Origin of the sequence: Prauserella muralis (assembly GCF_003202285.1) — a bacterium.
GTDB lineage: Bacteria > Actinomycetota > Actinomycetes > Mycobacteriales > Pseudonocardiaceae > Prauserella_B > Prauserella_B muralis.
Genome location: NZ_MASW01000001.1, coordinates 900,794 through 925,153, shown reverse-complemented (window position 1 = coordinate 925,153; position 24,360 = coordinate 900,794). Strand labels below are relative to the sequence as shown.

Annotated in this window: 25 protein-coding genes; 8 read left to right on the top strand and 17 right to left on the bottom strand. The window is 72.1% G+C overall.

The genetic code is table 11. The features are described from left to right. Positions 1-60: 60 nt before the first annotated feature. The 3 genes from BAY60_RS05340 to BAY60_RS05330 are packed head-to-tail and all read right to left on the bottom strand — an operon-like array spanning position 61 to position 3,061. Positions 61-720, bottom strand: a complete 660-nt coding sequence (locus tag BAY60_RS05340) for a response regulator (RefSeq protein ID WP_112279670.1) — start codon at positions 718-720, stop codon at positions 61-63. Further along, positions 717-1,862: a MacS family sensor histidine kinase gene (gene macS / locus BAY60_RS05335; protein ID WP_112279669.1), complete on the bottom strand. Its 1,146-nt coding sequence runs from the start codon at positions 1,860-1,862 to the stop codon at positions 717-719. The genes BAY60_RS05340 and macS overlap by 4 nt, the downstream gene beginning before the upstream one ends. Next, complete coding sequence (locus BAY60_RS05330) at positions 1,859-3,061, bottom strand: AI-2E family transporter (protein ID WP_425466444.1); 1,203 nt, start codon at positions 3,059-3,061, stop codon at positions 1,859-1,861. The genes macS and BAY60_RS05330 overlap by 4 nt, the downstream gene beginning before the upstream one ends. Positions 3,062-3,265: 204 nt before the next feature. Here BAY60_RS05330 and BAY60_RS05325 point away from each other — a divergent pair, with 204 nt between their 5' ends. From BAY60_RS05325 to BAY60_RS05305, 5 genes are all read left to right on the top strand, one after another. After that, positions 3,266-4,057, top strand: a complete 792-nt coding sequence (locus BAY60_RS05325; protein WP_146770972.1) for a hypothetical protein — start codon at positions 3,266-3,268, stop codon at positions 4,055-4,057. Between the two features lie 353 nt (positions 4,058-4,410). After that, positions 4,411-4,812 (top strand): hypothetical protein, encoded by a 402-nt coding sequence (locus tag BAY60_RS37775; RefSeq protein WP_245992333.1) that lies wholly within the window; start codon positions 4,411-4,413, stop codon positions 4,810-4,812. An 86-nt stretch (positions 4,813-4,898) separates the two neighbouring features. Continuing rightward, entirely contained in the window at positions 4,899-5,153 is a 255-nt protein-coding gene (locus tag BAY60_RS05315; RefSeq protein WP_112279667.1) for a hypothetical protein, read from the top strand. A 277-nt stretch (positions 5,154-5,430) separates the two neighbouring features. Next, entirely contained in the window at positions 5,431-6,360 is a 930-nt protein-coding gene (locus BAY60_RS05310; RefSeq protein ID WP_112279666.1) for a hypothetical protein, read from the top strand. Positions 6,361-6,549: 189 nt separating this feature from the next. Further along, a complete protein-coding gene (locus tag BAY60_RS05305; RefSeq protein ID WP_112279665.1) occupies positions 6,550-9,744 on the top strand; it encodes a beta strand repeat-containing protein in 3,195 nt (1,064 codons plus the stop codon). A gap of 100 nt (positions 9,745-9,844) precedes the next feature. On the opposite strand, the gene BAY60_RS05300 is transcribed toward BAY60_RS05305, so the two are convergent. Continuing rightward, entirely contained in the window at positions 9,845-10,627 is a 783-nt protein-coding gene (locus tag BAY60_RS05300) for a dioxygenase family protein (protein WP_112280730.1), read from the bottom strand. Between the two features lie 104 nt (positions 10,628-10,731). Between BAY60_RS05300 and BAY60_RS05295 the strand changes: the two genes are divergently transcribed. Continuing rightward, positions 10,732-11,100, top strand: coding sequence for a hypothetical protein (locus tag BAY60_RS05295; RefSeq protein ID WP_112279664.1), 369 nt, complete (start codon positions 10,732-10,734; stop codon positions 11,098-11,100). Between the two features lie 31 nt (positions 11,101-11,131). Then, complete coding sequence (locus tag BAY60_RS05290; protein ID WP_112279663.1) at positions 11,132-11,776, top strand: class I SAM-dependent DNA methyltransferase; 645 nt, start codon at positions 11,132-11,134, stop codon at positions 11,774-11,776. Here the strand turns inward: BAY60_RS05290 and BAY60_RS05285 are convergent, their stop codons facing one another. Further along, on the bottom strand, positions 11,777-12,364 hold the full coding sequence (locus BAY60_RS05285; protein ID WP_112279662.1) for a TetR/AcrR family transcriptional regulator: 588 nt from the start codon (positions 12,362-12,364) through the stop codon (positions 11,777-11,779). Positions 12,365-12,435: 71 nt separating this feature from the next. Between BAY60_RS05285 and BAY60_RS05280 the strand changes: the two genes are divergently transcribed. Further along, positions 12,436-13,257 (top strand): class I SAM-dependent methyltransferase, encoded by an 822-nt coding sequence (locus BAY60_RS05280; protein WP_112279661.1) that lies wholly within the window; start codon positions 12,436-12,438, stop codon positions 13,255-13,257. A 126-nt stretch (positions 13,258-13,383) separates the two neighbouring features. On the opposite strand, the gene dnaB is transcribed toward BAY60_RS05280, so the two are convergent. The 12 genes from dnaB to BAY60_RS05220 all read right to left on the bottom strand — a co-directional run bounded on the left by dnaB (position 13,384) and on the right by BAY60_RS05220 (position 24,289). Beyond that, positions 13,384-15,804, bottom strand: coding sequence for a replicative DNA helicase (gene dnaB / locus BAY60_RS05275; protein WP_112279660.1), 2,421 nt, complete (start codon positions 15,802-15,804; stop codon positions 13,384-13,386). Positions 15,805-16,248: 444 nt separating this feature from the next. Continuing rightward, the gene (locus tag BAY60_RS05270; protein ID WP_112279659.1) at positions 16,249-17,040 is read right to left on the bottom strand and encodes an ESX secretion-associated protein EspG; all 792 of its coding nucleotides are present in this window, start codon (positions 17,038-17,040) and stop codon (positions 16,249-16,251) included. 37 nt (positions 17,041-17,077) lie between these two features. Beyond that, the gene (locus BAY60_RS05265; RefSeq protein ID WP_112279658.1) at positions 17,078-18,457 is read right to left on the bottom strand and encodes a PPE domain-containing protein; all 1,380 of its coding nucleotides are present in this window, start codon (positions 18,455-18,457) and stop codon (positions 17,078-17,080) included. 5 nt (positions 18,458-18,462) lie between these two features. Further along, positions 18,463-19,068 carry a DUF3558 domain-containing protein gene (locus tag BAY60_RS05260; RefSeq protein WP_112279657.1) on the bottom strand — a complete coding sequence of 202 codons (606 nt, stop codon included), beginning with the start codon at positions 19,066-19,068 and terminating at the stop codon, positions 18,463-18,465. Continuing rightward, positions 19,068-19,487, bottom strand: coding sequence for a hypothetical protein (locus tag BAY60_RS05255; protein ID WP_112279656.1), 420 nt, complete (start codon positions 19,485-19,487; stop codon positions 19,068-19,070). Before BAY60_RS05255 ends, BAY60_RS05260 begins: the two co-directional genes overlap by 1 nt. A gap of 198 nt (positions 19,488-19,685) precedes the next feature. Then, positions 19,686-20,141, bottom strand: a complete 456-nt coding sequence (gene rplI / locus BAY60_RS05250; protein WP_112279655.1) for a 50S ribosomal protein L9 — start codon at positions 20,139-20,141, stop codon at positions 19,686-19,688. 14 nt (positions 20,142-20,155) lie between these two features. Continuing rightward, positions 20,156-20,404, bottom strand: a complete 249-nt coding sequence (gene rpsR, locus BAY60_RS05245; RefSeq protein ID WP_112279654.1) for a 30S ribosomal protein S18 — start codon at positions 20,402-20,404, stop codon at positions 20,156-20,158. A gap of 45 nt (positions 20,405-20,449) precedes the next feature. After that, positions 20,450-20,938: a single-stranded DNA-binding protein gene (locus tag BAY60_RS05240; RefSeq protein WP_112279653.1), complete on the bottom strand. Its 489-nt coding sequence runs from the start codon at positions 20,936-20,938 to the stop codon at positions 20,450-20,452. 8 nt (positions 20,939-20,946) lie between these two features. Next, on the bottom strand, positions 20,947-21,279 hold the full coding sequence (rpsF, locus tag BAY60_RS05235) for a 30S ribosomal protein S6 (RefSeq protein WP_112279652.1): 333 nt from the start codon (positions 21,277-21,279) through the stop codon (positions 20,947-20,949). Positions 21,280-21,360: 81 nt separating this feature from the next. Beyond that, a complete protein-coding gene (locus tag BAY60_RS05230; RefSeq protein ID WP_112279651.1) occupies positions 21,361-22,305 on the bottom strand; it encodes a hypothetical protein in 945 nt (314 codons plus the stop codon). A 121-nt stretch (positions 22,306-22,426) separates the two neighbouring features. Further along, positions 22,427-23,320 carry a hypothetical protein gene (locus BAY60_RS05225; protein ID WP_112279650.1) on the bottom strand — a complete coding sequence of 298 codons (894 nt, stop codon included), beginning with the start codon at positions 23,318-23,320 and terminating at the stop codon, positions 22,427-22,429. Between the two features lie 90 nt (positions 23,321-23,410). After that, positions 23,411-24,289 (bottom strand): hypothetical protein, encoded by an 879-nt coding sequence (locus BAY60_RS05220; RefSeq protein WP_112279649.1) that lies wholly within the window; start codon positions 24,287-24,289, stop codon positions 23,411-23,413. Positions 24,290-24,360 lie beyond the last annotated feature (71 nt).

Here is a 24,360-nt window from a genome sequence, read left to right as displayed (position 1 = left end):
GACCTCGATGCTAGGGGCGCGCGGGACCGCGCGGATCCGGGAAAACCCCGAGAGCGTCCCTTAACCCCGGCCCTCCTGCTCCTGGTCCAGCCCGTGCTCGATGGCGTAGCGAGCGAGCTCCACCCGGTTGTGCAGCTGGAGCTTGCGCAGCGTCGACTGGACGTGGTTCTCCACGGTGCGGTGCGAGATCACCAGCCGGTCGGCGATCTGCCGGGCCGTCAGTCCCTTGGCGACCAGGCGCAGCACGTCGGTCTCGCGCTCGGTGAGCCGGGGCGCCTGCTGGTCGGAGGGCGCGTCGGCCATGCGGCGGTACTCGCCGAGCACCATCCCGGCCAGCCCCGCCGTGAACACCGGGTCGCCGCCCGCGGTGCGGCGCACGGCAGCCACCAGTTCCCGCACCGACGCCGACTTGACGAGATAACCCGACGCGCCGGCCTTCACCGCCTCCAGGACGTCGTCGTGCTCGCCGCTGGCCGAGAGCACCAGCACCCTGGTGTCCGGGAGCTGCGTGGTGATCTCGCGGATCGCGGCGACGCCCGAGCTGCTGCCGAGGTTGAGGTCCATCAGCACCACCGCGGGGCGCACGGCACGGGCGATGCGCACGGCGGCGTCGCCGTCGGCAGCCGTGGCGGCCACCTCGAACCCGTGTTCGCCGAGGTCGCGGGCCACCCCGTCCCGCCAGATCGGATGGTCGTCGACGATCATCACCGACACCGTCATCGCCGGTCCCTTCCCCTCTCGGGCCGGGGCACGCGAATCTCCCATTCGGTGCCCGCGTCCGGCCCGGTCTCCAGTACGCACGTGCCGCCCAGGTGCCGCACGCGGCCGCGGATGGACGAGGCGACGCCCAGCCGCCCCTCGGCCTGCGCCTCGGCCAGCCTGCCCTCGGCGATGCCGGGGCCGTCGTCCCTCACCGAGAGCACCACCTCGCTGCCCAGGTCCTCCAGCAGCACCCACGCCTTCGCCTCCGGTCCCGCGTGCTTGTCCACGTTGGACAAGGCCTCCCTGGCCACGGCCACCAGCTCGGCGACGTGCTCGGTGGGCAGCCGCACCTCGCCTGCGGGCCCGGACACCTGCACCCGCGACGTGGCGAGCAGCTGCAGCGCGGCGCGCAGGTCGGCCGCACCGCCCGAGGAGCCGGCCGTGCCCGTGGTGACCAGCGCCCGCAGCGCGATCTCCTGTTCACCGGCGAGCCTGGCCAGCTCGGCCGCCTCCCCGCCGAGCTCGCCGCCCCGGCGGCGTACCCGCGCCAGCACCTGCAGCACGCTGTCGTGGATCGAGCGGGCCAGCCGCTCCCGCTCGGCCGTCGCCGCCTCGGTGCGCAGCGCCTGGGCCAGCGCCGCCTGCGAGCGGCGTGCGGTGGTGGCGGTGATGCCGATGAGCAGGCCGCTGGCCGTGAGCAGCACGCCGTCCCTGGCGACGTCGAGGTCGACGTCGAGCCGGGCGACGCCCGTGGACACGGCCGTCACCAGCCCCACGAGCACCCCGCCCGCGGCGCCGAACCGGGCGCCCGCCGTCAGCGGTGGCACGGCGGCCCACACCGTGGTGACGAGTGGCGCCACCTGCTCGTACTGCTCGGTGGAGAGCACGAACGGCGAGGTCAGCATCACCCCGCAGGTCACGAGGACGTCGGCCACCACGAGCCAGGGCCGCCGCAGCCGCTGCCTGCCGAAGGTCACGCTGGTCACCACGGTCCAGGCGAGCATCATGCCGAACGCGGCCAAGGCCAGGTCCGGCCGCCGGTAGCCGTCCAGGTGCACCAGCAGCGCGCCGAGGGCGAAGCCCAGCGTCACCCAGCGCAGCACGATCGTTCCCCACCACAACGGCGTGGCGGGGTCACGCTGAGGCTGGGCGACGGTCATCGGTCGTCCGGTCTCGCCTCGCCGCCGGCCTCGGCGTCGCCGCCGGCGTCCTCGTCGGGGCTCGCCGCGGCCGGCGGGTCGGCGAGCACCCCGACCGCCGCCGGGTCGGGGTCACGGTCGCTGACGAGCGACTTGATCCCGGCATTGAGCACGGCAAGCAGCGGAACGGACAGCAGCGCACCGGGGATGCCCGCCGCAACGAGACCGGCGGTGATCGCGAGGATCACCGCCAGCGGATGCAGCTTGACCGCCCTGCCGAGCAACAGCGGCTGGAGCACGTGGCTCTCCAGTTGCATCACACCGACGACGATGGCGAGCACCACCAGCGCCGTGACGAACCCGTTGGTCACGAGGGCGACGAGCACGGCGACCGCGCCCGCGACGACCGCACCGACGATGGGCACGAAGGCACCCAGGAACACCAGGGTCGACAGCGGGATCACCAGGGGAACGCCCACGATCCACAGCCCGATGCCGATGCCGACGGCGTCCACGACGGCCACGGCCGCGGTGGCGCGGACGTAGCTGACCAGGGACGCGAATCCCCTGCGGCCCGCGGTGTCGGTGCGGGCGCGCACGGCCGCGGGCACGCCGCGCATCAGGAACGTCCAGATCTGCTCGCCGCTGGTGAGGAAGAAGATCAGCACGAACAACGTGAGCAGGAAGCCGGTGAGGATCTCGCCCACGGTGCTCGCGGTGGTCAGCGCGCTCGCCGTCAGCGACGCCTGGTTCTCCTGGATGAAGCCGATCGTGTTGTTGATGAACTCCTCGATCTGGGTCTGCCGCAGGTGCAGCGGACCGTTGATGAGCCAGTCCTCGATCTGGGTCAGGCTCTCGTTGAGTTGCCGCTGCAGGGCGGGCAGCCCGCTGGTGAACTGCACGACGACGAACGTCAGCAGCCCCCCGACGGCGCCGAGCCCGCCGATCAGCACGATCGCCGTGGCCAGCCCCCGCGGCAGCCGCACCTGGACGAGCCTGCGCACGGCGGGCGCGAGCAGCGCCGCCAGCAGCATGGCGATGGCGACCGGGATCACGACGACCGACAGGTAGCCGATGATCTCCACGATCACGTACAGGGCGGCCGCCACCACCAGGAATCGCCAGGCGAGTGCCGCGCTGATTCGCAGCCCCCTCGGCACGGTGCTCGTGACGTCCACGTCCTCGGAGATCAGCGGCACCTTCGGCGTTTTCTCGCTCACGGGCTCAACCGTATCGGTGATCTCGGACGACGCTGTGCGAAAACCCCCCGGCCACGCCGCCTGCCCACCCACCCGATGTTCGACAGGTTCGCGGCGGGGCGTCACTCGATACGGGAAGACCGGGCGTGTGCTCCCTGCGGAGTTCGGCGAGGAGTTCGAAAATCCTCCACGTACGACGGCGAAGCTGTAGTCGGGGGGCTACCGGTGACCGGACGACCGATGCGGCAGCGGCTGCGCGACAACGCGCGCCGTGCCGCCGTCGTGCTGGCGCTGGCCTTCGGCGCCGCCGTGCTGGTGACGGTGGTCTCCTGGCTGTTCGCGGCCACCGAGGCCGCCGCGGAGTCCACGGCGGGCCCGCCACCGCTCGACGACGTGGTCGGCGATCTTTCGGCGGCCGTTGCCGACCCGATCGAACGCCCGCTGCGCACCGTGTCCCAGGCCGAGCGCCCGCTGCACACGGTGTCCCAGGCCGTTCCGCGGGTCGCCACGGCCGCGGTGGAGCCCGTGCGCGCCACCGTCCGCGACGGACTTCCCGCCGTCGGCGAGCCCGTCGGCACGGTGTCGGCGCTCGTGGCGAGAGCGGACCTCGTTCCGGCCTCCGGCAGCGGTGGCGTTCAGGCCGCGCACTCCGGCGTGGACCAGGCGGCGCCGAAGCCGCCGCCCGCTGCCCGGCCACAGGCGATGCCACACCCCGTGCCGCGGCACGATCCGGTGGCCGTGACGCCCGGCGCGCCCGCACCGCCTGCGCAGCACGACGCGGGCGAGCCCACGGGGCCGGATGTCCCGGTGCCCGCGCCTGTCGCGCAGCACACGCCCGCTCCCGCCGCTCCCGCGTCCCCGGGCGGCTCGACGGCAGGCCACCCGTCCGACCTCGGCACCGTCGGCGGCCGCATCCTGCCCTCCCCGCCTGTCGACGGCCTGCCCGGCGGACGCCTGCCCGCCGCGTCCACCATGGCGCACCCGGTGCACGCCCAGCCCGGCGTGACCCCCGACTGACCTCTTCGCACTCTCCGCTCCGAGCCGAATTCCGGCGTTTTCGTGCGCAGTTGCCGAGGTGAGTCCCGTGTGAGTTGCCGATGACATTTCCATGACCGGATTCCGGGCTGTTGGGCCCGGTTTTGATGCCGCATTTTCGTGTCGGATGCGGTTGTTTTCGCATGTCTTCTGTCAGGTGTATTAGCTGGTCAAAGGTGTAGGACCCGGCCAGAAAACCGCCGCACACACGATCGGGTAATGGAACTGGATAAATGTTCAAGACTGTGTTTAGGGTCGAATTCGCCGGCATGCGGTCGTCCGTGATTCCCGGGTATGGACGCACCGCTCACCTGTCCCCGTAGGAAAGAGAAACAGTGAAACTCGGCAAGTTCTCAAGGTTCGCCGCCACCGGCGTGCTGGCCGTGGCGGGCTTTCTGGCCCTCGGGTCGTTCGGCTCCACCGCGATGGCAGCCGAGAGCGACCAGGTGCCGCAGCCGGCCCAGGCGGTGACCAACGTGGTCGGGCAGGTCGCCGGAGCGAGCCCGCTCGGCGATGTCGCCGACGTGGGAGCCATCGCCCCGCTGGCCGAGCGCTCCGGGGGCGACGCTCTCGGCTGCCCGGCCCAGGTGCCGTCGCACCCGACCGGCGCGGACTACGTCAACGCCTGGAACACCTCCGGCGCCTGCTTCGGCGCAGGGGCGGCCGGGCTGGTCAGCTCCGCGTGGGCGGGCGCGTTCCCTTCGATCGCCCAGGGCGCGATGGGCGGGCTCGGCTGAGCCCGGCGACACCACCTGACCGAGCCACCCGGCAACCGAACCGAATCCGCACACACCCGAAACGACAGCAACCAAGGAGAGTTCTCATGCGCAAGCTGCTGACCCGTACCGCCGCCGCCGCGATCATGACCGTCGCCGCCTTCGGGCTGGGAGGCGGCATCGCCTCCGCCGACGTGATCGACACCGTGGAGGTGCCGTCGCACCCGACCGGCGCCGACTACGTCAACGCCTGGAACGAGTCCGGCGGCCTCGCCGGTGCCGGTGCCGCCGGCCTGGTGAGCTCGGCCTGGGCTGGCGCGTTCCCCTCCATCGCCCAGGGCGCGATGGGCGGCCTCGGCTGAGCGGGCCGCTGACGTAGACGCGGCGTACCCGGCGGGTCCCGGCCGCCTGGCCACCGGACCGGTCCCGCCGGGTGCGCCCAGCCATCACCACGAGGCGTCACAACCGCGCACACAGAGTGTTCTTCACACGATCGTGCAGTCAAGTCGTGTTGAACGTGCGCCCGGCGCCGTCGGTTTGCCAGTCTCAGAACCACGCGAGCGTTGTGTGTCCGCACGACCACGTCTCGTACGCATCGCGTCCCACAAAGGACAGACCACCGGCAGGAGAACCGTGGCCATGACGGCAGCGACGACCAGCGAAGGCGCAGGACGCGCCCGCCGTTGGCTGTCGCGTGCGCTGGCCGTCGCCGGTGGCGCCGTCGCCGCAACGGCGGCAGCGTGGCTGGTGTCCACCGCGACCGCATCCGCGTCCACAGAGGACACTCACCTGCCGGAGCTGCGCACCGAGAAGGTCAGCGAGGTCGGCGATGCCCTGACCGGCGCGGCCCGCGAGGCCACCGCGGGGCAGGACGAGCCTGCCGGTTCCGGCTCCGGTGAGGCGAAGCCGTTCGGGCGCGACGCGTTCCGGCTGCCCGACGGCAAGGCGGCCGGTGCGATGCTGAAGGACTCGGCCCAGCACTTCTGGGACGAGCGCCTGGCGAAGCCGGTCAACGACACGCTCGACACGGTGAGCGGCCTCGTGCGCGCACCCGAGCGGCCGCGTGAGCTCGGCAAGGAGTTCTGGAACATCCTCAAGCCGGGAGGCGACGACCTCGTCGACCTGCCGCAACTGCCGGGCCTTCCGGACAACGCCGCCACGGACGGCACCTCGGCGCAGCCCGCCGCACCGGTTCCGTCGGCCGACACCGCGCTGTCGCTCGACGCCGCCGCGCAGTCCGATGCCGCCGACCGCTCCCTCGAGCAGCGTGCGGCCGACCGCGAGCCGGACGGCTCCGGCGCCGCCGCGCCCTCCGGCGCGACACATCCGGCAGCGCACGACGACCGCTCCGCACCGGAGAGCCCGCTGCGCCTGCCCACTCCGAAGCCGTCTGCGCTGCCCACCTCCACGGGCGGCACGATGGGCGGTTCGCACATCGACGGCCCGCTGTTCGGCGTCCCTGCCGGCAGCCTGTCCGCGTTCCACGAGGCCGAGGCCGGCGCTGTCCGTCTCGGTGCTCGTCACCTGCCGACGCAGCCGGGCGCGCAGCCCGGTGTGACGCCGGACTGATTTCCGCCGCGGGGTAGCTGACGCGACTCCTGCGGCCGTTTCTCTCGCGCCGCTCGCGCGTCACCTGAGTTCCCCGCATCTGCTGCGGCACGCCAACGCGTCCCGCCTTCCGTCATTCATCCCCCGTGCGCCCGACGGAGCGCCGCACAGACCCCGCAAGGGAACCAAGGAAAAGGAGAACACCTCACTATGCAGACCTGGGCGAAGCGCGGTATTCAGACCGCGCTGGTCACCGGTGGTTTGCTGATGCTGGGTACCGGCATCGCTTCTGCCAACGAGAAGGTCGACCCGGACTCCCCGGCCGGGCCACTGGACCTGACCGCCAGCGTTCCGATCGACATCAAGGACAACGCGATCGGCACGCCGGGCGGGCAGGTGAACCTCCCCGGCTACCAGGGCGAGGTCAGCACCAAGCCGGTCACGGACGTGGTCAACAAGGCCGCCGCTCCCGTGCAGAAGGCCGCCTCGCCTGCCGCGAAGGCCGCTGCCCCCGTCACCGCTCCGGTGCAGAAGGCCGTCACCACGGCCGGGCAGGCCGCCTCGAAGGTCAACGGCCTCGCCGCGAAGGGCGCGCCGGCACAGCGCACCGCTGCCCAGCAGGCGCCCACCGCGCCCTCGGTGGAGCCGACCGACGACCCGTTCATGGGCAACAAGATCGTCGGCAACGTCGCGCTGCCGATCCAGATCACCGGCAACGCGGTGGGCGTCCTCGGCGACGCCGAGGTGTCCTCGGACGCCGAGCAGACCTACGCGCACAACTCCGACGTGAGCACGAGCGGGGCCGGGGGCGGCCTCGCGGGCAATGTCGTGGCCCTCAACTGGGCCCTGCCCGTGCAGATCTCGGGTAACGCGGGTGGCCTCGGCGGCAGCGGCAAGTCCTCGGGCAGCGCCTCGCAGAGCGCGGCGACCACGGGCGACATCGAGACCGACGGCACCAACGGCGGGCTCGCGGGCAACGTCGTTTCGCCGCAGTTCGCCTCCCCCGTGCAGCTGTCGGGCAACGCGCTCGGCTGGTTCCTCGGGCACGCCGAGACCGACTTCGACGCCGAGAGCGAGGCCGACTCGGGCGGCTACATCGTCACCCACGGCGACAGCGGCGCCGGTGCGGGCAACGTCGTCGGCGCCCCGATCGGGCTGCCGGTGCGGGTCGCCAACGACGCTGTGTCCTGGGGCGGCGACGCCGACGCGACCGGCTCCTCCGAGGTCGAGGCCAACGCCGGGGACACCACCCCCGGCCTCAACGACATCCCGAGCTACATCCAGACCGACGGGGACAACTCGTTCCTGTCCGGCAACATCGCGCAGCCGCAGGGCGCGCTGCTCGCCTCGGTCACCGGCACCGCCGCCGCGTGGATCGGCAACTCGCTCACCGAGGACACCGCGTCCGAGGCCGAGATGACGGCGGGTGGGTTCTCCAGCACGACCGGCCAGGACGCGGCCGGGTCCGGCAACATCGCCGACCTGCCCGTGGCGCTTCCGGTCGAGGTGTTCGGCGTCGGCGGCACCTGGATCGGCAACGCGCACGCCAAGGGCCACGACAACACCACCAGCGCGGCCGCGGGCGACGGCACCTACAGCAACGGCGACGGCTCGGTCGTCTCCGCCAACACGGTGACCGGCCAGGTCGCCTCCACCGTCGAGGCCTTCGGCATCGGCGGCAGCTGGATCGGCAACGCCTCCGGCCACGCGACCGAGGAGAAGGTCGTCGACGCGGGCGGCTACAACGGCACCCGGGGCAACGACTCGGGCGGCTCCGGCAACCTCGTGCAGGTGCCGATCGCCGCGCCGGTCGAGGTGTTCGGTGTCGGTGGCAGCTGGATCGGCCAGGGCATCGGCACCGCCGAGGAGACCAAGGTCGTCAAGGGCGGTGGCGGCGGCAACACCGAGGACGACAACGGCTTCCTCGCCGCCAACCTCATCTCCACCCCGGTGTCGCTGCCCGCGCAGGCGTTCGGCATCGGCGGCACGTGGATCGGCAACGGCTTCGGTGAGGCCACGGCCGACACCATCTCCCAGGCCGGTGACGACGTCCACGCCAACGGCGAGAAGGGCACCGGCGCGGGCAACATCGGCTTCGTCCCGGTGTCGCTGCCGGTGCAGCTGCACGGCATCGGCGCCAGCTGGATCGGCAACGCCGGTGGCACCAGCGACAACCTGACCGACTCGCTCGCGGGCGGCGACGCCAGCACCACGGGTGAGGGCGGCTCGGTCGCAGGCAACGTCGTCCAGGCTCCGGTGGGTGCCGCGGCCGGCGTGTTCGGCCTCGGTGCGAGCTGGGTCGGCGTCGTCTCCGGCGAGGCCGCCAACGACGTCGTGTCGGAGGCCGGTGGCGACACCACCACCAACGGCGACGGCGGCTCCATCGCAGGCAACGTGCTCAGCGCCCAGGCGCTGCCGGTGGCCGAGGTCTTCGGCTCCGCGGCCAGCCTGACCGCGGTGGCCACGGGCACCGGCGAGAACAGCACCGACGTGGCCTCGGGTGGGGACATCACCACCTCGGGTGTCGGCGGCGCGCTGTCCGGCGACATCTTCGACGTGCCGGTCGCGGCTGTCGCCCAGGTCTTCGGCGTGGCGGGCTCGGTCGGCGGCGTGGCGCACGCGGTCGCCGACAACACCACCACCGGAACCGTCGGTGGCGAGACCACCACGGCCGGGGCGCAGGAGGCTCTGTCCGGGCTGAACCACCAGCTGCCGCTCGGTGCGCTGGTGCAGATCTACGACATCCCGCTGAGCCTGGCCGGTGTCGTGTCGACGACCACCACCAACCTGACCGACATCTCGGTGGCCGGCGACGAGCCGATGATCAACATCCCGATCACCGGCGCCGAGCTGCCCGCCACGGGCCTGCCCGCGCTGTCGCGGTCGGTGCCTGGCCTGCCCGGGGCCGACGGCCTGCCCGAACTGGGCGGCCTGCCCGTGGGCGGTGCCGGTCTGCCCGAGCTGGGTGGCCTGCCGGTGGCCGGGGGCCTGCCCGCGGCCGGTGCTCTGCCGCTCGCCGCCGGTGCGCTGCCCGGCCTGGGTGGCGGCCTGCCGGAGGTCAGCGGTCTGCCCGTCGGTGATGCCGGTCTGCCGCAGCTGAACACGCTGCCGGTGCAGGTCCTGCCCACCGAGCTGACGACGACGCTGCCGGGTGCGGGCGAGCGTGCCGACCTCCCCGAGGCCGGTCTGCCCGAGCTGCCGGGCCTGCCGGAGCTGGGCTCGCCGCAGCTGCCGGAGCTGCCCACCTCGGAGCTGCCCACCACGATGCTGCCCGCGCTGGACGCCGGCTCGCTCGCGCCGCAGGCTGACCTGCCCGCGCTGGCCCAGCTGGACAGCGGTTCGGTCGGCGCCTTCCAGGGCGTCCTCGACGGCTTCAACGTCAACGGGAAGTCGCTGGGCATCTGAGCACTCGACGGTTCGCTGAACTGACGAGGCGCTGACACCACACGGGCCGGGCCCGGAGGACCACGAATCCTCCGGGCCCGGCTTCGTCATGTCCGGCTGGTCAGCCCAGCTGCACGGACCGCTTGGCCAGCCCGTACCAGTAGCCGTCGATCACCGTGCGCGGCGCGGCGTCCCCGGCGCCGAGTGAGACGAACAACGGTGCGAAGTGCTCCGTTCGCGGGTGCGCGAGCTGGGCGGCCGGCGCCTTGCGCTGGAAGTCGAGCACCGCGTCGAGGTCGCCGGAATCCAGTGCCCTCGCACCCCACTCGTCGAACTCGGCCGACCAGGTGGGTGGAGCGCCATCGACACCGTCGACGGCACGCATCGCGCTCAGGTTGTGGGTGAAGAAACCGCTGCCCACGATGAGCACGCCCTCGTCGCGCAGCGGAGCGAGCTTGCGGCCGAGGTCGTAGAGCTCCCCGGGGTCCAGAGACGGCATCGACACCTGCAGGACCGGCACGTCGGCGGCCGGGAACATCTCGGCGAGCGGCACGTAGGCGCCGTGGTCGAGGCCCCGTTCGGGAGCGTCGTGCACCGGTGTCCGGGTGCTGTGCAGCAGCGTGCGGACCGAGGCGGCAAGCTCGGGTGCGCCGGGCGCGGGATAGGTCACGCGGTAGTAGCGCTCCGGGAAGCCCCAGAAGTCGTAGACCAGCGGCACCGTGGTGGTGGCGCCGAGCGTGAGCGGCGCTTCCTCCCAGTGCGCGGACACGATGAGGATCGCCGTCGGCCGTGGCAGCCGCTCCGACCATTCGGCGAGCTGGCGGGTCCAGGTCGCGTCGTCGGCCAGCGGCGGCGCCCCGTGGCTCAGGTACAGCACGGGCATGCGTTCTGCGACAGTGGTCATCAGCACGGCTCCAAGATTGAATGTTCAACTACAAGTATACGGAACAACCGCCGTCCGCGCGATATTCGTTCCGTCGCCGCCCCGCGACGGGCTTACGATGAGGCATGGTCGGGAACGTCCTGATCTACCTGGGAGTCGTCGTCACGCCGACGCTGGTGGCGGGGCTGGTGCTGGCCCTGCCGAAGCTCGGGCGTGCGCTGGCACGTCGCCGCCCACCGGCGCCCCCTGGTGCGCCGGTGGAGCGCATCGCCGCCGATCTGCGCCGGGTCCATCGCTCACTCACGACGCTGGCGCCGGACGCACCCGTCGTGCGGCGCCGCGCGACCTGTGAGGCCTACGACGCGCTGCTCGCGCAGGCGTGCCGGGCGGTCGGGGTGGAGCAGCGGCTCGGCGCGGTCGCGGGCGTGGACCGCGAGATCGAACGGCTGCGCCTCGAGGAGGAACTGCGCGCGGCTGGGCTCGTCATTCGCTGACCGGTCGCCGCAGCGGGCTACTGTCGTGATCATGACCGAGTCCCCGTCGTTGCGCGAGACCCGCACGTTCTACGACGCCGTCGCCGCTGACTACACCGAGATGGTTCGCACCGAGCTGGACGGCGAGGTGCTCGGCCGCGCGATGCTGGCCGCGTTCGCCGAGCGGGTGCGCGCGGCAGGCTCCGGGCCGGTGGCCGAGGTCGGCTGCGGGCCTGGCCGGATCACGGCGCATCTGCACGAGCTCGGGTTGGCCGCGTTCGGCGTCGACCTCTCACCGGCGATGGTGGCGATCGCCCGCCGCGAGTACCCGGGACTGCGCTTCGACGAGGGGTCGATGACGGCCCTCGACATCGCCGACGGCACGCTGACGGGCCTGGTGGCGTGGTACTCGCTCATCCACTCGCCACCCGGCGGGCTGCCGTCGGTGTTCGCGGAGTTCCGCCGGGTGCTCGCGCCGGGAGGGCAGCTGCTGGTGGCGTTCCAGGTCGGCGACGCGCCACTGCGGGTGGAACAGCCCTTCGGCCACGCCGTGTCCCTGGACTTCCAGCGGCTGCGGCCGGAGCGTGTCGCCGATGCGCTGGAGGCCGCGGGCTTCTCGGTGCGAGCCCGGCTGGTGCGCGAGCCGGAGGAGTCGGAGAAGGTGCCGCAGGCGTACCTGCTGGCGAGTAGAGCGTGATCACGGCATGGCGCCGGCCAGCACCGTGGTCACGACCTTGCGCACCGCCTCGGCCTCCGGTGGACTGTCCTTCCGCTCGGTGAACAGCAGATGGGCGGCACCGATCAAGGTGGGCGCGAGCGTGTCGATGTCGGCTTCGGCTGCGATGCGGCCACGGTCGCGCTCGGCGGCCAAGTAGTCGGCGACCATGGCCGTGTTCTCGCCGACCAGCGGGAATCGGGCCGCGCCAGCCGCCCGCAGCCGCCTGCGCAGCTCGTCTCTGGCGATGACCAGCACCACGATCGCCACCGTGGCCGGCTCGAAGCTGGCCAGCAGAGCCCCGGTCAGGTTGTCGGCGACGGTAGCTGTCCCGGCGGCGTCCCGGAGTGACGTGGCGCGAACCGTGATCCGCCCGATGCGGTCGAGCACCAGTTCGGTGAGGAAGGCGTCGAAGTCAGCGAAGTGCCTGTGCAGGACCCCTTTGGCGACGCCCGCCTCGGTGGCGACCGCCCGGCTGGTCAGGCTGTTGGCCCCGTCCCGGACAAGGATTCGCTCGGCAGCGTCGAAGAGCTGCTTGCGCGGGTCACGTAGCGCCAGGCCAGTCGGCACCGCACCTCCCTTCTCTCGCTGACAGCGAACGACCTTGCCGCGGGTGGGCACGTGCCCACTACAGTGGGCGCATGCCCACTATATCGCCCTCACCCGCGCCGGAACCGCACCGGCACCGGCAGCTGGCCGAGTCGTTCGGGATCGACCCCGAGCGGTACGACCGCACCAGGGCGGCATATCCGGAGGCGATGATCGAGCGGATCGCGGCCGCCAGCCCGGGCCCGCACTTCCTCGACGTCGGCTGCGGGACCGGTATCGAGGCCCGTCAGTTCCGGGCCGCGGGCCGCACGGTGCTCGGTGTCGAGCCCGATCAGCGGATGGCCGATGTCGCACGGCGTGCCGGATTCGAGGTCGAGGTCGCGACCTTCGAGGCGTGGGAGCCGGCAGGGCGCACCTTCGACGCTGTCGTTTCCGGTACGGCCTGGCACTGGGTCGACCCGGTCGCGGGTGCAGCCAAGGCGGCGCGGGTCCTGCGGCCTGGAGGCGTGCTGGCGCCGTTCGGACACGTGTACCAGCTTCCACCAGCCGTGGCGGAGGCCCTTGCCGCGGCATACCGGCGGATGGCGCCTGACTCGCCGCTGGGATTCAGCGGCTCGTCCGGGGCGTCGATCCTGGACGCTTACCAAGGGCTGTACGCCAAGGCCGCGGACGGAATCCGCGAGGTGGGCGGGTTCGACGAGCCCGTGCTGTGGCGCTACGACTGGGAGCGCACGTACAGCCGCGACGAGTTGCTGGACCTGATACCGACCTCGGGGGGTATCACCAGCCTGCCGCCGGACAGTGTGGCGGAGGTGCTGGCTGCCGCAGGCGCGGCGGTCGACGAGCTGGGCGGCATGGTCACCGTGCCGTATGCCACGTGGGGCCTCACCGCGACCCGCGCGGCCCGGCCGTGACCGGTGCCCACGTCCCACCGCGTGTGACGTGTCGATCTTGATTGACCTGGAGCTTTCGCGTTTGCCTCGCGGCGATGTCACCGAGTCCGGACCGACCAGGTCACATGGTGAACCGACATACCCACGTCACTCCTGAGCGAGGTCGGCGAAGCGGCTGTAGTGCAGCTGGTGCGCCACGCTGATCGTGCTGGTCGGGCCCGCGCGGTGCTTGGCGAGGATGAGGTCCGCCTCGCCCGCACGCGGGTCGTCGCGTTCCCACGCGTCCGGGCGATGGATCAGCAGCACCATGTCGGCGTCCTGCTCCAGCGACCCGGACTCGCGGAGGTCGGCGAGCATCGGCCGCTTGTCGGTGCGCTGCTCGGGGCCACGGTTGAGCTGGCTGATCGCGACCACCGGCACCTCGAGCTCCTTGGCGAGCAGCTTGAGCTGACGGGAGAACTCCGAGACCTCCTGCTGCCGGGACTCGACGCGCTTACCGGAGGTCATCAGCTGCATGTAGTCGACGACGATGAGCTTCAGGTCGTTGCGCTGCTTGAGCCGCCGCGCCTTGGCGCGGATCTCCATCATGGTCAGGTTCGGCGAGTCGTCCACGAACAGGGGCGCCTCGCTGATCTCGCTCATCCGCCTGGCGAGCCGCGTCCAGTCGTCGTCGGACATCCGGCCACCGCGCATGTCGGCGAGCCGGATGCGCGCCTCGGCCGAGAGCATGCGCATGACGATCTCGACGCGGCTCATCTCCAGCGAGAAGATGACGCTGGTCATGCCGTGCCGGATCGAGCACGACCTGGCGAAATCCAGCCCCAGCGTCGAGTTGTGCGTCGGAATCATGGTCCGGCCAGCCAGGTACAGGTGGTCGTCGGCCGCGACCTCGACGCACCGCACGGGCACGCTCGGTATCGCCCGCACATCCACGATGTACCGGTGGTGAGGCCGTGGCAGGCGTCCGGCGAGCCGCTCCTTCTGCTCCAGGTGCTTGCGCTCCAGCCAGAACACCCGGTCGTGCGTGGTGAAGTGCAGGGTGTACGCGGTCGAGCTTCGCTCGCCGCGTCCGCGCACCGCCTTCGTCGTCATCGTGCACCGATAGCCGAGGCTCGCGATGAGCTCGTGCACGTCCTCGGCGAGCCTGCGGTTGGTGACCGAGAGCTGGACGGCGCCGGACGCTGCCACGGTGCCGTCGGTGTCCAGCAGACCCGCCAGCAGGGCGCGGCGCTGCTCGACGGAGGCTCGCAGGTACTCCGCCGGAATGTGCTTGTCACCGAGTACGCCCAGCGTCCGGAGGACGGCTTGGACCGTGCCGTGACCGGACGAGGCATCGTCGACCGGCTCCGGCGGCGGGAACTGCAGGCCGTACAGCAGGTTGCCGTACGGTCGCGCGGACAGGCCGGCCTCGCCTTCGAGATACCAGATGATCTCGCGATCGGCCGTGGTGAACCTGGCGCAGTGGGAATGGCCGTCCCCCAGCCACGCACCGAGTGCGTACGGATGCAGCAGCAGATCCCGCTCCGGCAGGTCGATCGGCGCTGCGAGACGGACCGCATGATTGACCCTGCGATCCGCCGTGTCGCACCGCAGGGTCGCCGCGATCTGCTCGGTGGTGCGGACCTCAGCCGGCCTCCCGGCCCGGCGGGACGCGCGGGTGTCCGTCAGCCACTGGTGCCGCGCGTCGGCGACGAGCACGGAGCCGTCCGAGAACTCCACCTCGTAGCAGGGGCGGCCGTGCATGACGTCGGTCGCCGCGACGACGGTGGTCGGCCGTCCGTCCGCGCCGATCAGCTGGTCGCCGGGCCGCACCTCGCCCATCGTCGTCCAGCCCTGCGGAGTCGGCAGTGGCGTGTCGAGCGCCAGCGCCTTCCCGACGCCGGGCCTCGCGGCCACGATGATCATCTGTCCGGCGTGCAGGCCGTTGGTGACCTCGTCCAGGTCCACGAACCCGGTGGGGATGCCCTGCGCGGTGCCGCCCCGCGAGGCGATCGCGTCGATCTCGTCCATCGTGGGCTGGAGCAGTTCCTCCAGCGCGACGTAGTCCTCGCTCGTGCGACGCTCGGTGACGTCGTAGATCGCCGCCTGCGCGCGGTCGACCACCTCGTTGATGTCGCCGCCGTCGGAGCCGTCTGCCCCGTAGCCGTACTGCACGATGCGCGTGCCCGCCTCGACGAGCCTGCGCAGAATCGCCTTCTCGGCGACGATCTGCGCGTAGTAGCCGGCGTTGGCCGCGGTGGGCACCGTCGCGATGAGGGTGTGCAGATACGGCGCACCGCCGACCCTGGACAGCTCCCCGCGCCGCTCCAGCTCCGCCGACACGGTGATGGGGTCGGCGGGCTCACCCCGGCCGTAGAGGTCGAGGACGCAGTCGTAGACGGCCTGGTGCGCCGGGCGGTAGAAGTCGCCGGGGCGCAGCACCTCGACCACGTCCGCGATGGCGTCCTTGGACAGCAGCATGCCGCCCAGCACGGACTGCTCCGCCGGAACGTCCTGGGGCGGCTGCCTGTCGAAGCCGCCCTGTTCGGACGAGGCGAATGCGGGACCGCGGTCGTCGGTGATCGCCACCGGTGCGGGCACCTCCTCAAGACAGGGAATCGAACATCAGTTCGATGATATCGGATCTCGGCGGCGGGGCACCGGTGCGCCGGGCGCCGTGTCCACTGGTCCGCCGGAGCACGCTAGATCGCTCGGACGGACGAGTGCAATTCGGCTTGGGGACCGTCTTGTGCACTACCTGTGGATGAAGCCGTCCAACGAGTCACAAGCGAGCCGTGCCCTGTGTACAACGTGGGGAAGAACTGGGTGCATGTATCCGAATCCCCTGGTCAAGGCCTGTGTGTAAGGTGTGGAGAACTTTGTTGTAAGCCGTGCGGCGTGTCGCGTCGAGTCCCGTCGTCGGCGTGTCGCGCAGGGGCTTGTCACCAGGTGCGGGTTCCGCCTGTGGATGGAAACTACGCAGCGTTGAGTCGCCACTCGTTGGGCTGAACGGGTGGGGATGCCGCGGCGGCCTCAGCCGACGGGAAGCTTGCTCTGTGCTGTCCGCAGGCGCTCCACGAGCAGTTGCGGTGTGCCCGGGGTGAACGCGATGACCGGCTCGCCCGCGCCCGGCACCTCCTCGGTGAGCCAACGCCCCTCGGTGGTGTCGATGTAGTTCACCGGCCGCGCGACGCGCTCCCGCCTGCCGCTGCGTCCCCGCGCCGCGACGTAGAGGCTGCCGCCGCCGAGCCTGCGCAGGCCCAGCACGCGGCGCAGCTCGTCGGCCTCGCGGCTCGCCGCGCTCGGCCTTGCGCTGTGCAGGACCGCGACGTCCTCGCCGTCCGAGCGCCGCCGGCCGCCGGTCACCTGGCTCTTCGGTACCCGCAACGGCTGGCCGCGGCCAGGGCCGAGCCGAGGGATCTGGGCGACGAAGTTCTCCAGTACCTCCTCGGGACGCAGCGACACCAGCACCACACCCTCGTGCTCGGTGTTCCGCGCGAGCAGGAAGCCCTCACCGCCCGCGCTTCCCGCGAGCAGGGTGTAGTTCATCGCCCTGCCCTCGTGGCCCCCGTTGATCCAGGCGTAGTACTCCAGCGCGGGCCTGCTGAGCGCCTCGACCGTGGCCAGCAGGCCACTGTGCACCCCACCGCGTCCGGCCAGACCGTAGCGGGCCAGTTCGGCGTCCGCCCGCTCGTCGGCGGCCCTGCGGGCGCCCTCGTCCTCCCATACCGGGGTACTCGCCAGCACGGTGTGCGGCTCCGCGCCGCCACGGCGGATCAGATTGAGCAGGGTGCCCGTCGACAACGTCACCTGCCGGTCAAGCACGATCGTGTCCCTTTTCTCTTGTCGCCGACAACGCCCGCTATTCGCCGATCACCGGCGGCGCGGTCAGTTCGTCGGTGCCGAACAGCGAGTCGCCGTCCTCCTCGATGAGGAACTTCGACTGGCGCTCCTCGTCGTCGCTGCCCTTGCCGCCGCGGCCCGCGCCTCCCATGGCGCCCATGGGCATGCCGCCCGCCATGCCGCGGCCGCCCGCGGCACCCGCCGCGGCCGCACCGCCCGGCAGGCCCCCACGGCCCGCGCCTGCCGCGGCGCCGGGCGCGGAACCCGTGGACGACCCGGGGGTACCGGCCCCGCCCGCGCCGAAGCCGCCGCCGGGCCCGAAGGCGCCGCCGACGCCGCCCGCACCCGACCCGGAGCCGCCACCGCCGCCGAACCCGCTCGTCCCCGGGGTGCCGAAGCCGCCGCCGGAGAAATCGGCCGAGGGCACCTTCGGCGGGGTGTAGCCGGAGATGCTGGTGCTGTCGTCCCACTCCGGCGAGGTGTAGCCGCCGCCAGGGCTGCCGCCGGGGCCATAACCCCCGCCGTACCCGCCCGGCCCGCCCGGCCCGCCGATGTCGGGGATGCCGCCGGGTGGGTAGGCGCCGCCGCCTGCGCCGCCGCCCGAGCCGGACCCGGAGCCGCCGGGGCCCGGGATGCCGCCCGGGTAGCCGCCACCGGGCACACCCCCGCCACCGGGCAGACCTCCGCCACCCGGAACGCCTCCCCCTCCGGGAACGCTGCCGCCGGGTACGCCGCCACCCTGCCCGTCGCCGTCGTCACCGGGCCTGCCGTCGTCGCCGCCCGTGCCGTCGTCCACGTCGACGTCGCCGATCCGGCCGTCCAGGCCGGTGTAGGTCGGCAGGTGCTTGCCGTTGGACGCGCTCGCGTGGAAGTAGTCGTTGAACGCGTCGACGTTGGCCTGTGCCTTGGCGTTGTAGTCCTTGATCGCCCTGTCGGTGTCGGTCTCCCACGGCGTGACGTCGTTGAGGAAACCGCTCTCCGGCGGCTCCTTGGGCACCGGCTGCACCTTCGAGTACGCCGTGTTGAAGGCACTGGTCTGCTCGCCGAGATAGCGGTCGCTGTCCTGCAGCTTGGTGTGCGAGTCCTGCATCCACGCCTTCAGCGGATGTGCGCCCGCCTTCGCGGCGTCGGCGCTGTCGCCCTGCCACGCCTGGTCCATCAGCCTGTTCAGCGCGTCGATCTGCTCGACCCGCTGCGCGTACACCCGCTGCAGCGTGTTGGCCGAGGTCTGCCCTTCGGCCAGCGAGCCCGCGCCGGGGCCGGTCGTGATCTGCTCCCAGATCTGGTAGGCGTCGATCCGGCGCTCGCCCTCACCCGCCGAGTAGTTCCCGGCCTCGTCCTGAGTGGCGGCACCGTAGGCGGCCGCGCCGGCGATGATCGGTACGAGGAACAACGGCATGTCGGTCAACCCCCCAGGTTGGTGATGGCGGCCTCGGCCACCCGGTCCGCGACCGAGCACGGGTCGCTCACACCGGGGCCGTAGTCGTAGTTGGTGAGAACGAACAGCGTGTCGCTGTCGTTGAGCCCGACCCACAGTCCGCAGCCACCGTCGTCACGCTCGTCCAGGGTGGCCGTGTAGACGGCGGGGTACCCCGCGATCTCGGCGGGTTCGAAGTAGGCGTTGCTCGACCGCTGTTCGTAGACGGCGTCGAGCCCGTTCGCGTTCTCGGTGACGACGGACAGATCCACGCGGTTGCCGCGCTCCTGCTCCTCGTGCCACACGCACGCGGTGCCGCTCTCCCCCGATGGCCGCTGCTCCCCCTCGGCGAAACCCAGCGTGGCGAGGTCGGCCGCCGACAACGCCTCGCACGGGGAGGACGCGAGCGGCGCCGCGTCCAGCGGATCGGCGACGTCCGGCGCCTGCCCGCCGGCGCTGGTGGCTGGGCTGCCGCCCGCCGCGCTGGTGGGGGCGCCGGTCTCGGGTGTACCACCGACGTCGGATCCGCACGCGCCGAGCACGAGCGCGGCGGCGAGCACGCCGGTGGCAAGGCCGATGCGCGACCGTCCCATCAGGCCTGCTCACCCGCCCTGCTGATGTCGCTCTGCGACTGCTCGTCGCGAGTGGTGATCTTCTGCTTGGCCGCGCGCAGCGCCTCGATGTACTCGCCGACGTACTTCTGCATGCGCTGGTTGGCCTCCAGGAACGCCTTGCCCGACGGGTTCGCGAACTTCGCGAAGTCGCCGCTGGCGAACTCGCGACCGGGCGGTTTCACCGTGGCCATGCGCTCGGCGTCGTACTCGTCGGTCTTGAGGGCGTCGCGCAGGTCCTCCCACTGCCGGATGACGCCGTCGAGTTCCTCGGCCTTGAACGTGAAGCCGCCGCCGCCCGCGGGAGCGGGCGCTCCGGCCACACGGGGAGCCGCCATCTTCACCAGGCCGCCGACCGCCTTGCCCACGGCCGCGCCGCCACCACCGCCTGCGTCCAGCATCGCCCCGGAGTCCCCCTTCACCCTCAGTGATAGCCAAGTTTTGCCAGGCGGCGAGTGCTCGTCAAGCGGCACCCGTCCGCACCCGTTCACTCTGACGTGTGTACGGCCCCGCGCGTTCCCTCCCGGAAACGACGAACGGCGGGCCTCCCGTGTCCGGGAGACCCGCCGTTCGATGGTTCGTGAGCCGGCTCGACCGGCCTACTTGGCCGTGACCTCGATGTTCACGTCGGCGGTCACGTCCGGGTGCAGGCGCGCGGTCACCGCGTGCTTGCCGAGCGTCTTGATGTGCTCGCGCAGCACGATGGTGCGCTTGTCCAGCAGCGGCCCGCCCGCCGCCTTGATGGCACTGACGACGTCGGCCGTGGTGACCGAGCCGAACAGCTTCTGCGAGCCCTGGGCGGCCTTCGCGGAGAGCTGGATGGGGCCCAGCTTCTCCAGCGTCGCCTTGATCTCCCTGGCGTGGTCGAGGTCGCGGATGCGACGGCTCTCCTGTGCCCTGCGGATGGTGCGGACGTTCTTCTCCGCGCCCTTGGTCGCCTGGATCGCGAACCCACGCGGCAGCAGGTAGTTGCGCGCGTAGCCGTCCTTCACCTCGACGATGTCGCCGGGGCCACCGAGGTTCGCCACGTCGGTCGTCAGGATGATCTTCGCCATGTCTGACTCCCTTCTCAGCGAGCGGTGGAGGTGTAGGGCAGCAGCGCCATCTCGCGCGAGTTCTTCACGGCGATGGCGATGTCGCGCTGGTGCTGGCTGCAGTTGCCGGTGACCCGGCGGGCGCGGATCTTGCCGCGGTCGGAGATGTACTTCCGCAGCAGGTTGGTGTCCTTGTAGTCGATGTGCTCCGGGTGGCCCTTCTTCTCGGCCTTGCAGAACACGCAGACCTTCTTCTTCGGCTTACGAATGGGTGGCTTCGCCACGGTGATACTCCTGGGGAACTGGGTTGGTCTTGACGAGGACGAGGGTCAGAAGGGCGGCTCGTCGGAGAAGCCGCCTCCGCCGCCTGCGGGGGGCGCCGAGCCCCACGGGTCGTCGGCGGGTGCGCCGGCACCGCCGCCGCCGAATCCGCCGCCGCCTCCGCCGCTGCCGCGGCTCACCTTGTTGACCTTCGCGGTGGCGTAGCGCAGCGACGGGCCGATCTCGTCGACCTCGAGCTCGACGACCGTGCGCTTCTCGCCCTCTTTGGTCTCGAACGAACGCTGCTTGAGCCTGCCCTGCACGATGACCCGCGCGCCCCTGGTCAGCGTCTCGGCGACGTTCTCAGCCGCCTGCCGCCAGATGTTGCAGCGCAGGAACAGCGCCTCGCCGTCCTTCCACTCGCCGGTCTGGCGGTCGAAGGTGCGCGGGGTGGACGCGACCGTGAAGTTTGCGACCGCCGCGCCGGACGGGGTGAAGCGCAGCTCCGGGTCGGCCGTCAGGTTGCCGACCACCGTGATGATGGTGTCTCCAGCCATCGTGGGCCTCAGGCCTTCGCGGCGATCTTCTGGGCGGCCTTCGTGCCACGCGGGACCGTGCGCCGCACGACCTTGGTGCGCAGCACGGTCTCCTGCAGCGAGAGCTGACGGTCCAGCTCCTTGACCGCGTCCGGGTCGGACTGCAGGTCGAGCACGGCGTAGATGCCCTCGGCGTTCTTCTTGATCTCGTAGGCCAGCCTGCGACGGCCCCAGACGTCGACCTTCTCGACGCTGCCGCCGGAGTTGCGGATCACGTTGAGGAAGTTGTCCAGCGTCGGCGCGACCGTGCGTTCGTCGAGCGACGGGTCCAGGATGACCATTACTTCGTAATGGCGTGACACAACCACTCACCTCCTATGGGCTCATGCGGCCACGGACGATCCGTGACAGGAGGGTTGTCGGTTGTCCAGTGTAGAGATGGCCTACGACACCCTGCGCAGCACCCAGGTCCGCACCAGCGCCGCGGTGACACCGGCCAGCGCGACCACCGCCAGGAGCATGGGCAGCTGGACGGCACTCGCCGAGGGCCCGGCCGCCAGCGCGTCGGCGTTGCCGGCGTTGCGCACGTCGGCGGACTGCCCGCCGCCGGAGCCCTCGCCCGCGCCGTCGGCGCCGAGGATGCCGAACTCCGGCGACGACGGCTGGCCGGGAACCCCGCTCGACGGCGGGTAGCGCAGTCCCGGCGGTGCGGAGATGCCCGCGGCCGGCGCGGTCGCGGTGGGGATGCCCGTGTAGTCGCGCGGGGCCACCCTGGCGTCCCCGGTGCCCGCCACGCCACCGGGGCCGGCGTCCGTCCCCGCAGGGGAACCGCCGGTCCGCGGGGCGGGCGTGCCGCCCGGGTGGCCCGTCGAGGGCGGCGGCTGCGACGGTGACGACGGCGCCACGTAGTTGGCGGCGAACACCGGCAGCCCGCAGTAGCCTGCGACCTTGGCCGCGATCTTGTTCAGCGTCGTCTCCTGCGTGGAGGGCAGGGCGCCCAGTCCGGCCTCGTCCTTCAGCGCCTGCCGCACCGCGGCGCCGACGACGTCGCCCGCGACGACGGCGCGTTGCGCGTTGGGCACGGTGCCGACCGTGAGCTGCTCCTTGGCCACCTCGTTGGCGAGGTGATCGGGCCAGATGGTGATGTCGTGCACCAGGAAGATCGACTTGGCCTCCCTGGCGCCCTGGCGGACGAGGTCCTTCACCGTCGCTCCGGGCACCGCCACGGTGTCACCGATGCGTCCGGTGACGCTCGCCGTGCACGAGTCGGCCTGCAGCGTCGTCGCGGATGCCGTTCCCGCGCCGAGGACGGCGGAACCGGTGACCACGGCCGCCACTGCCGCCGTGGTGAGAGCCTTCCGGGCCAGGGCGGTCGCGGTGATCCGCACGTGAGCAGTCCTTTCGGGGGTTCGCCGTGAGCTGCCGAGATGTCGACATGAGTAACGAGACGGGTACGGACAAGATACGCGAAGAACCTTCAGCCTTCGCCGGTGTGCCTGCTCGCCGGTCTCAGTGGTTGGTCCGCAGCACCCACGTCCGCACGAGCGCGGCCGTGACGCCGGAGAGGGTCAGCACGGCCAGCAGCAACGGCAGGGTCGCGCCGTCCGCTGCGTCCCCGGAGCCCGACGGCAGCGCGTCGGCGCTGCCCGCGTTGCGGACACCGTCGCCGTCGCCGCGGCCACTGCCACCGTCGTCGGCGCCCAGGATGCCGAACTCGGGCGAGTAACCCGGGATCTGCCCGCCGTAGCGCACGCCGGGCGACACCGAGAACAGGCCGGGTGTCGCCATCGGCAACCCGGTGTAGTCGCGCATCGGCGCCCAGCCGGTGGTGTAGCCGAGCCAGGCCGCACCGGGAAGGGCCGAGCCGCCCAGCACGGGGCTGTTGGGCGCGGGCATCCCAGCCTGCCGGTTCCCGGACTGCGCCGGGCCCGAGGGGCCGGGCTGCCGCTGCTGGTCGGGCGGGGTGGCGGGGGCGGGCTGTCCGGGAGCGGGGTTCCGCGGCGCGGGCTGGGTGCCTCCGCTGCCGGACAGCGCGCCCGTCACCGTGCCGACGGCCTCTCCAGCGGTACGCGTGGTGCCCTCGACGGCTCCGCCGACCGCGTCGGCGACGGGCTCGCCGACCTCGGGCACGGGCGCGACGACCGTGTCCACCACTTTGACGGTGACCTTGCAGACGCCGCTGAGCAGCGAGCCGATCCCGTCGGTGACGATGCCGAGGTCGAGTTTGAGCCCGAGCGGCGTGACGCCCACGATGCGGTCACCGGGCGCCGCGGTGACCGTGCCGCCGCACGGCACCGTCTTGGTCTCCGCCATGGCCGTGGCCGGCGCGGCGAGCGCCGCCGACCCTGCCAGCACGAACGCGGCGGCTCCGACGGCGGCCACCCTGCTTCCGGACGCACGCATACCACAAGCCTCCCGGTTCCCTCTGCAGGGGACAACGAACCGGGAGGCCGAACGTGACGCGAAAGGTCCGGGTTCGCCCGTCTGGCGCTCCTACAACGCCTTCCGGCGCAGCCAGGTCCTGGCCAGGGCGGCGATCACCAGCACGAGGGCGACCACGGCCAGCAGCAGCGGCAACCGGTCGGGAGCCTCGGCGGACGGCAGGGCCTGGGCGGTTCCGGAGTCCTCCGTCCTGACGTCGGGCCCCGCGCCCGCGTCCGGCTGGCCGAGGTCGGGCGCCGCGGGCGGCGCCACCGGCGGGATCGACGCGGCGGGCGGAATGGTGATGGGGTCGAGCCCGGAGAAGGCGCTGACCGGTGTGAGCGGCCCGCCGAAGGGCGAGCCGCCGAAGGGTGAGCCACCCTGCGGGTTGCCCGAGCCCGTGCCGCCAGGGAGGTTCTCGTCTGGGCCGGTGCCGGAGCCGCCACCAGGGGTTTCGTCGCCGGGAGCGCCGGGGTCCGGCGCGGGCTCGTCGCCACCCGGGTCGCCGGGGTCGTCCGGCTCGGGCTCGTCGGGGCCCTCCGGCGGTGGCGGCGGCGGGACGACGCCCTCCTCCGGAAGGGCCTGCTGCACCGGCGCGGCAACCGTGTTCAGGGTCCGCTGCCCGGTGTCGCAGATACGGCCCGCGGGGTCGACCACCAGGTCCGCCCTGCTCACGCCGAGCCGGTCCAGCGCATCGGAGACCGGCAGCGACACCAGCGCGCCGGAGCCGGACCCGAGCCCGACGTCGAGCACGCCGGGCGAGTTGGCGGCCGCGCCGAGGTCCACGGTCAGCGGCTTGCCGTCCTCGCCCTTCAGCGTGGCGTCGCAGCTGCCCGCGACCACGGGCTCGGCGGCGTGTGCGCTGCCGGGGGAGGCCAGCAGGAATGCGGCTGCCAGGACGACGCCCGCGGTGCCGACCCGCCTGACCTGCCGTCGAAACCCAGACCCCATGAGTTCCTCGCCTTCACGCCGTCAGGACCCGCCCCGGGTCCGTGGAACTCCGGTCACCGTACTCGATCCGA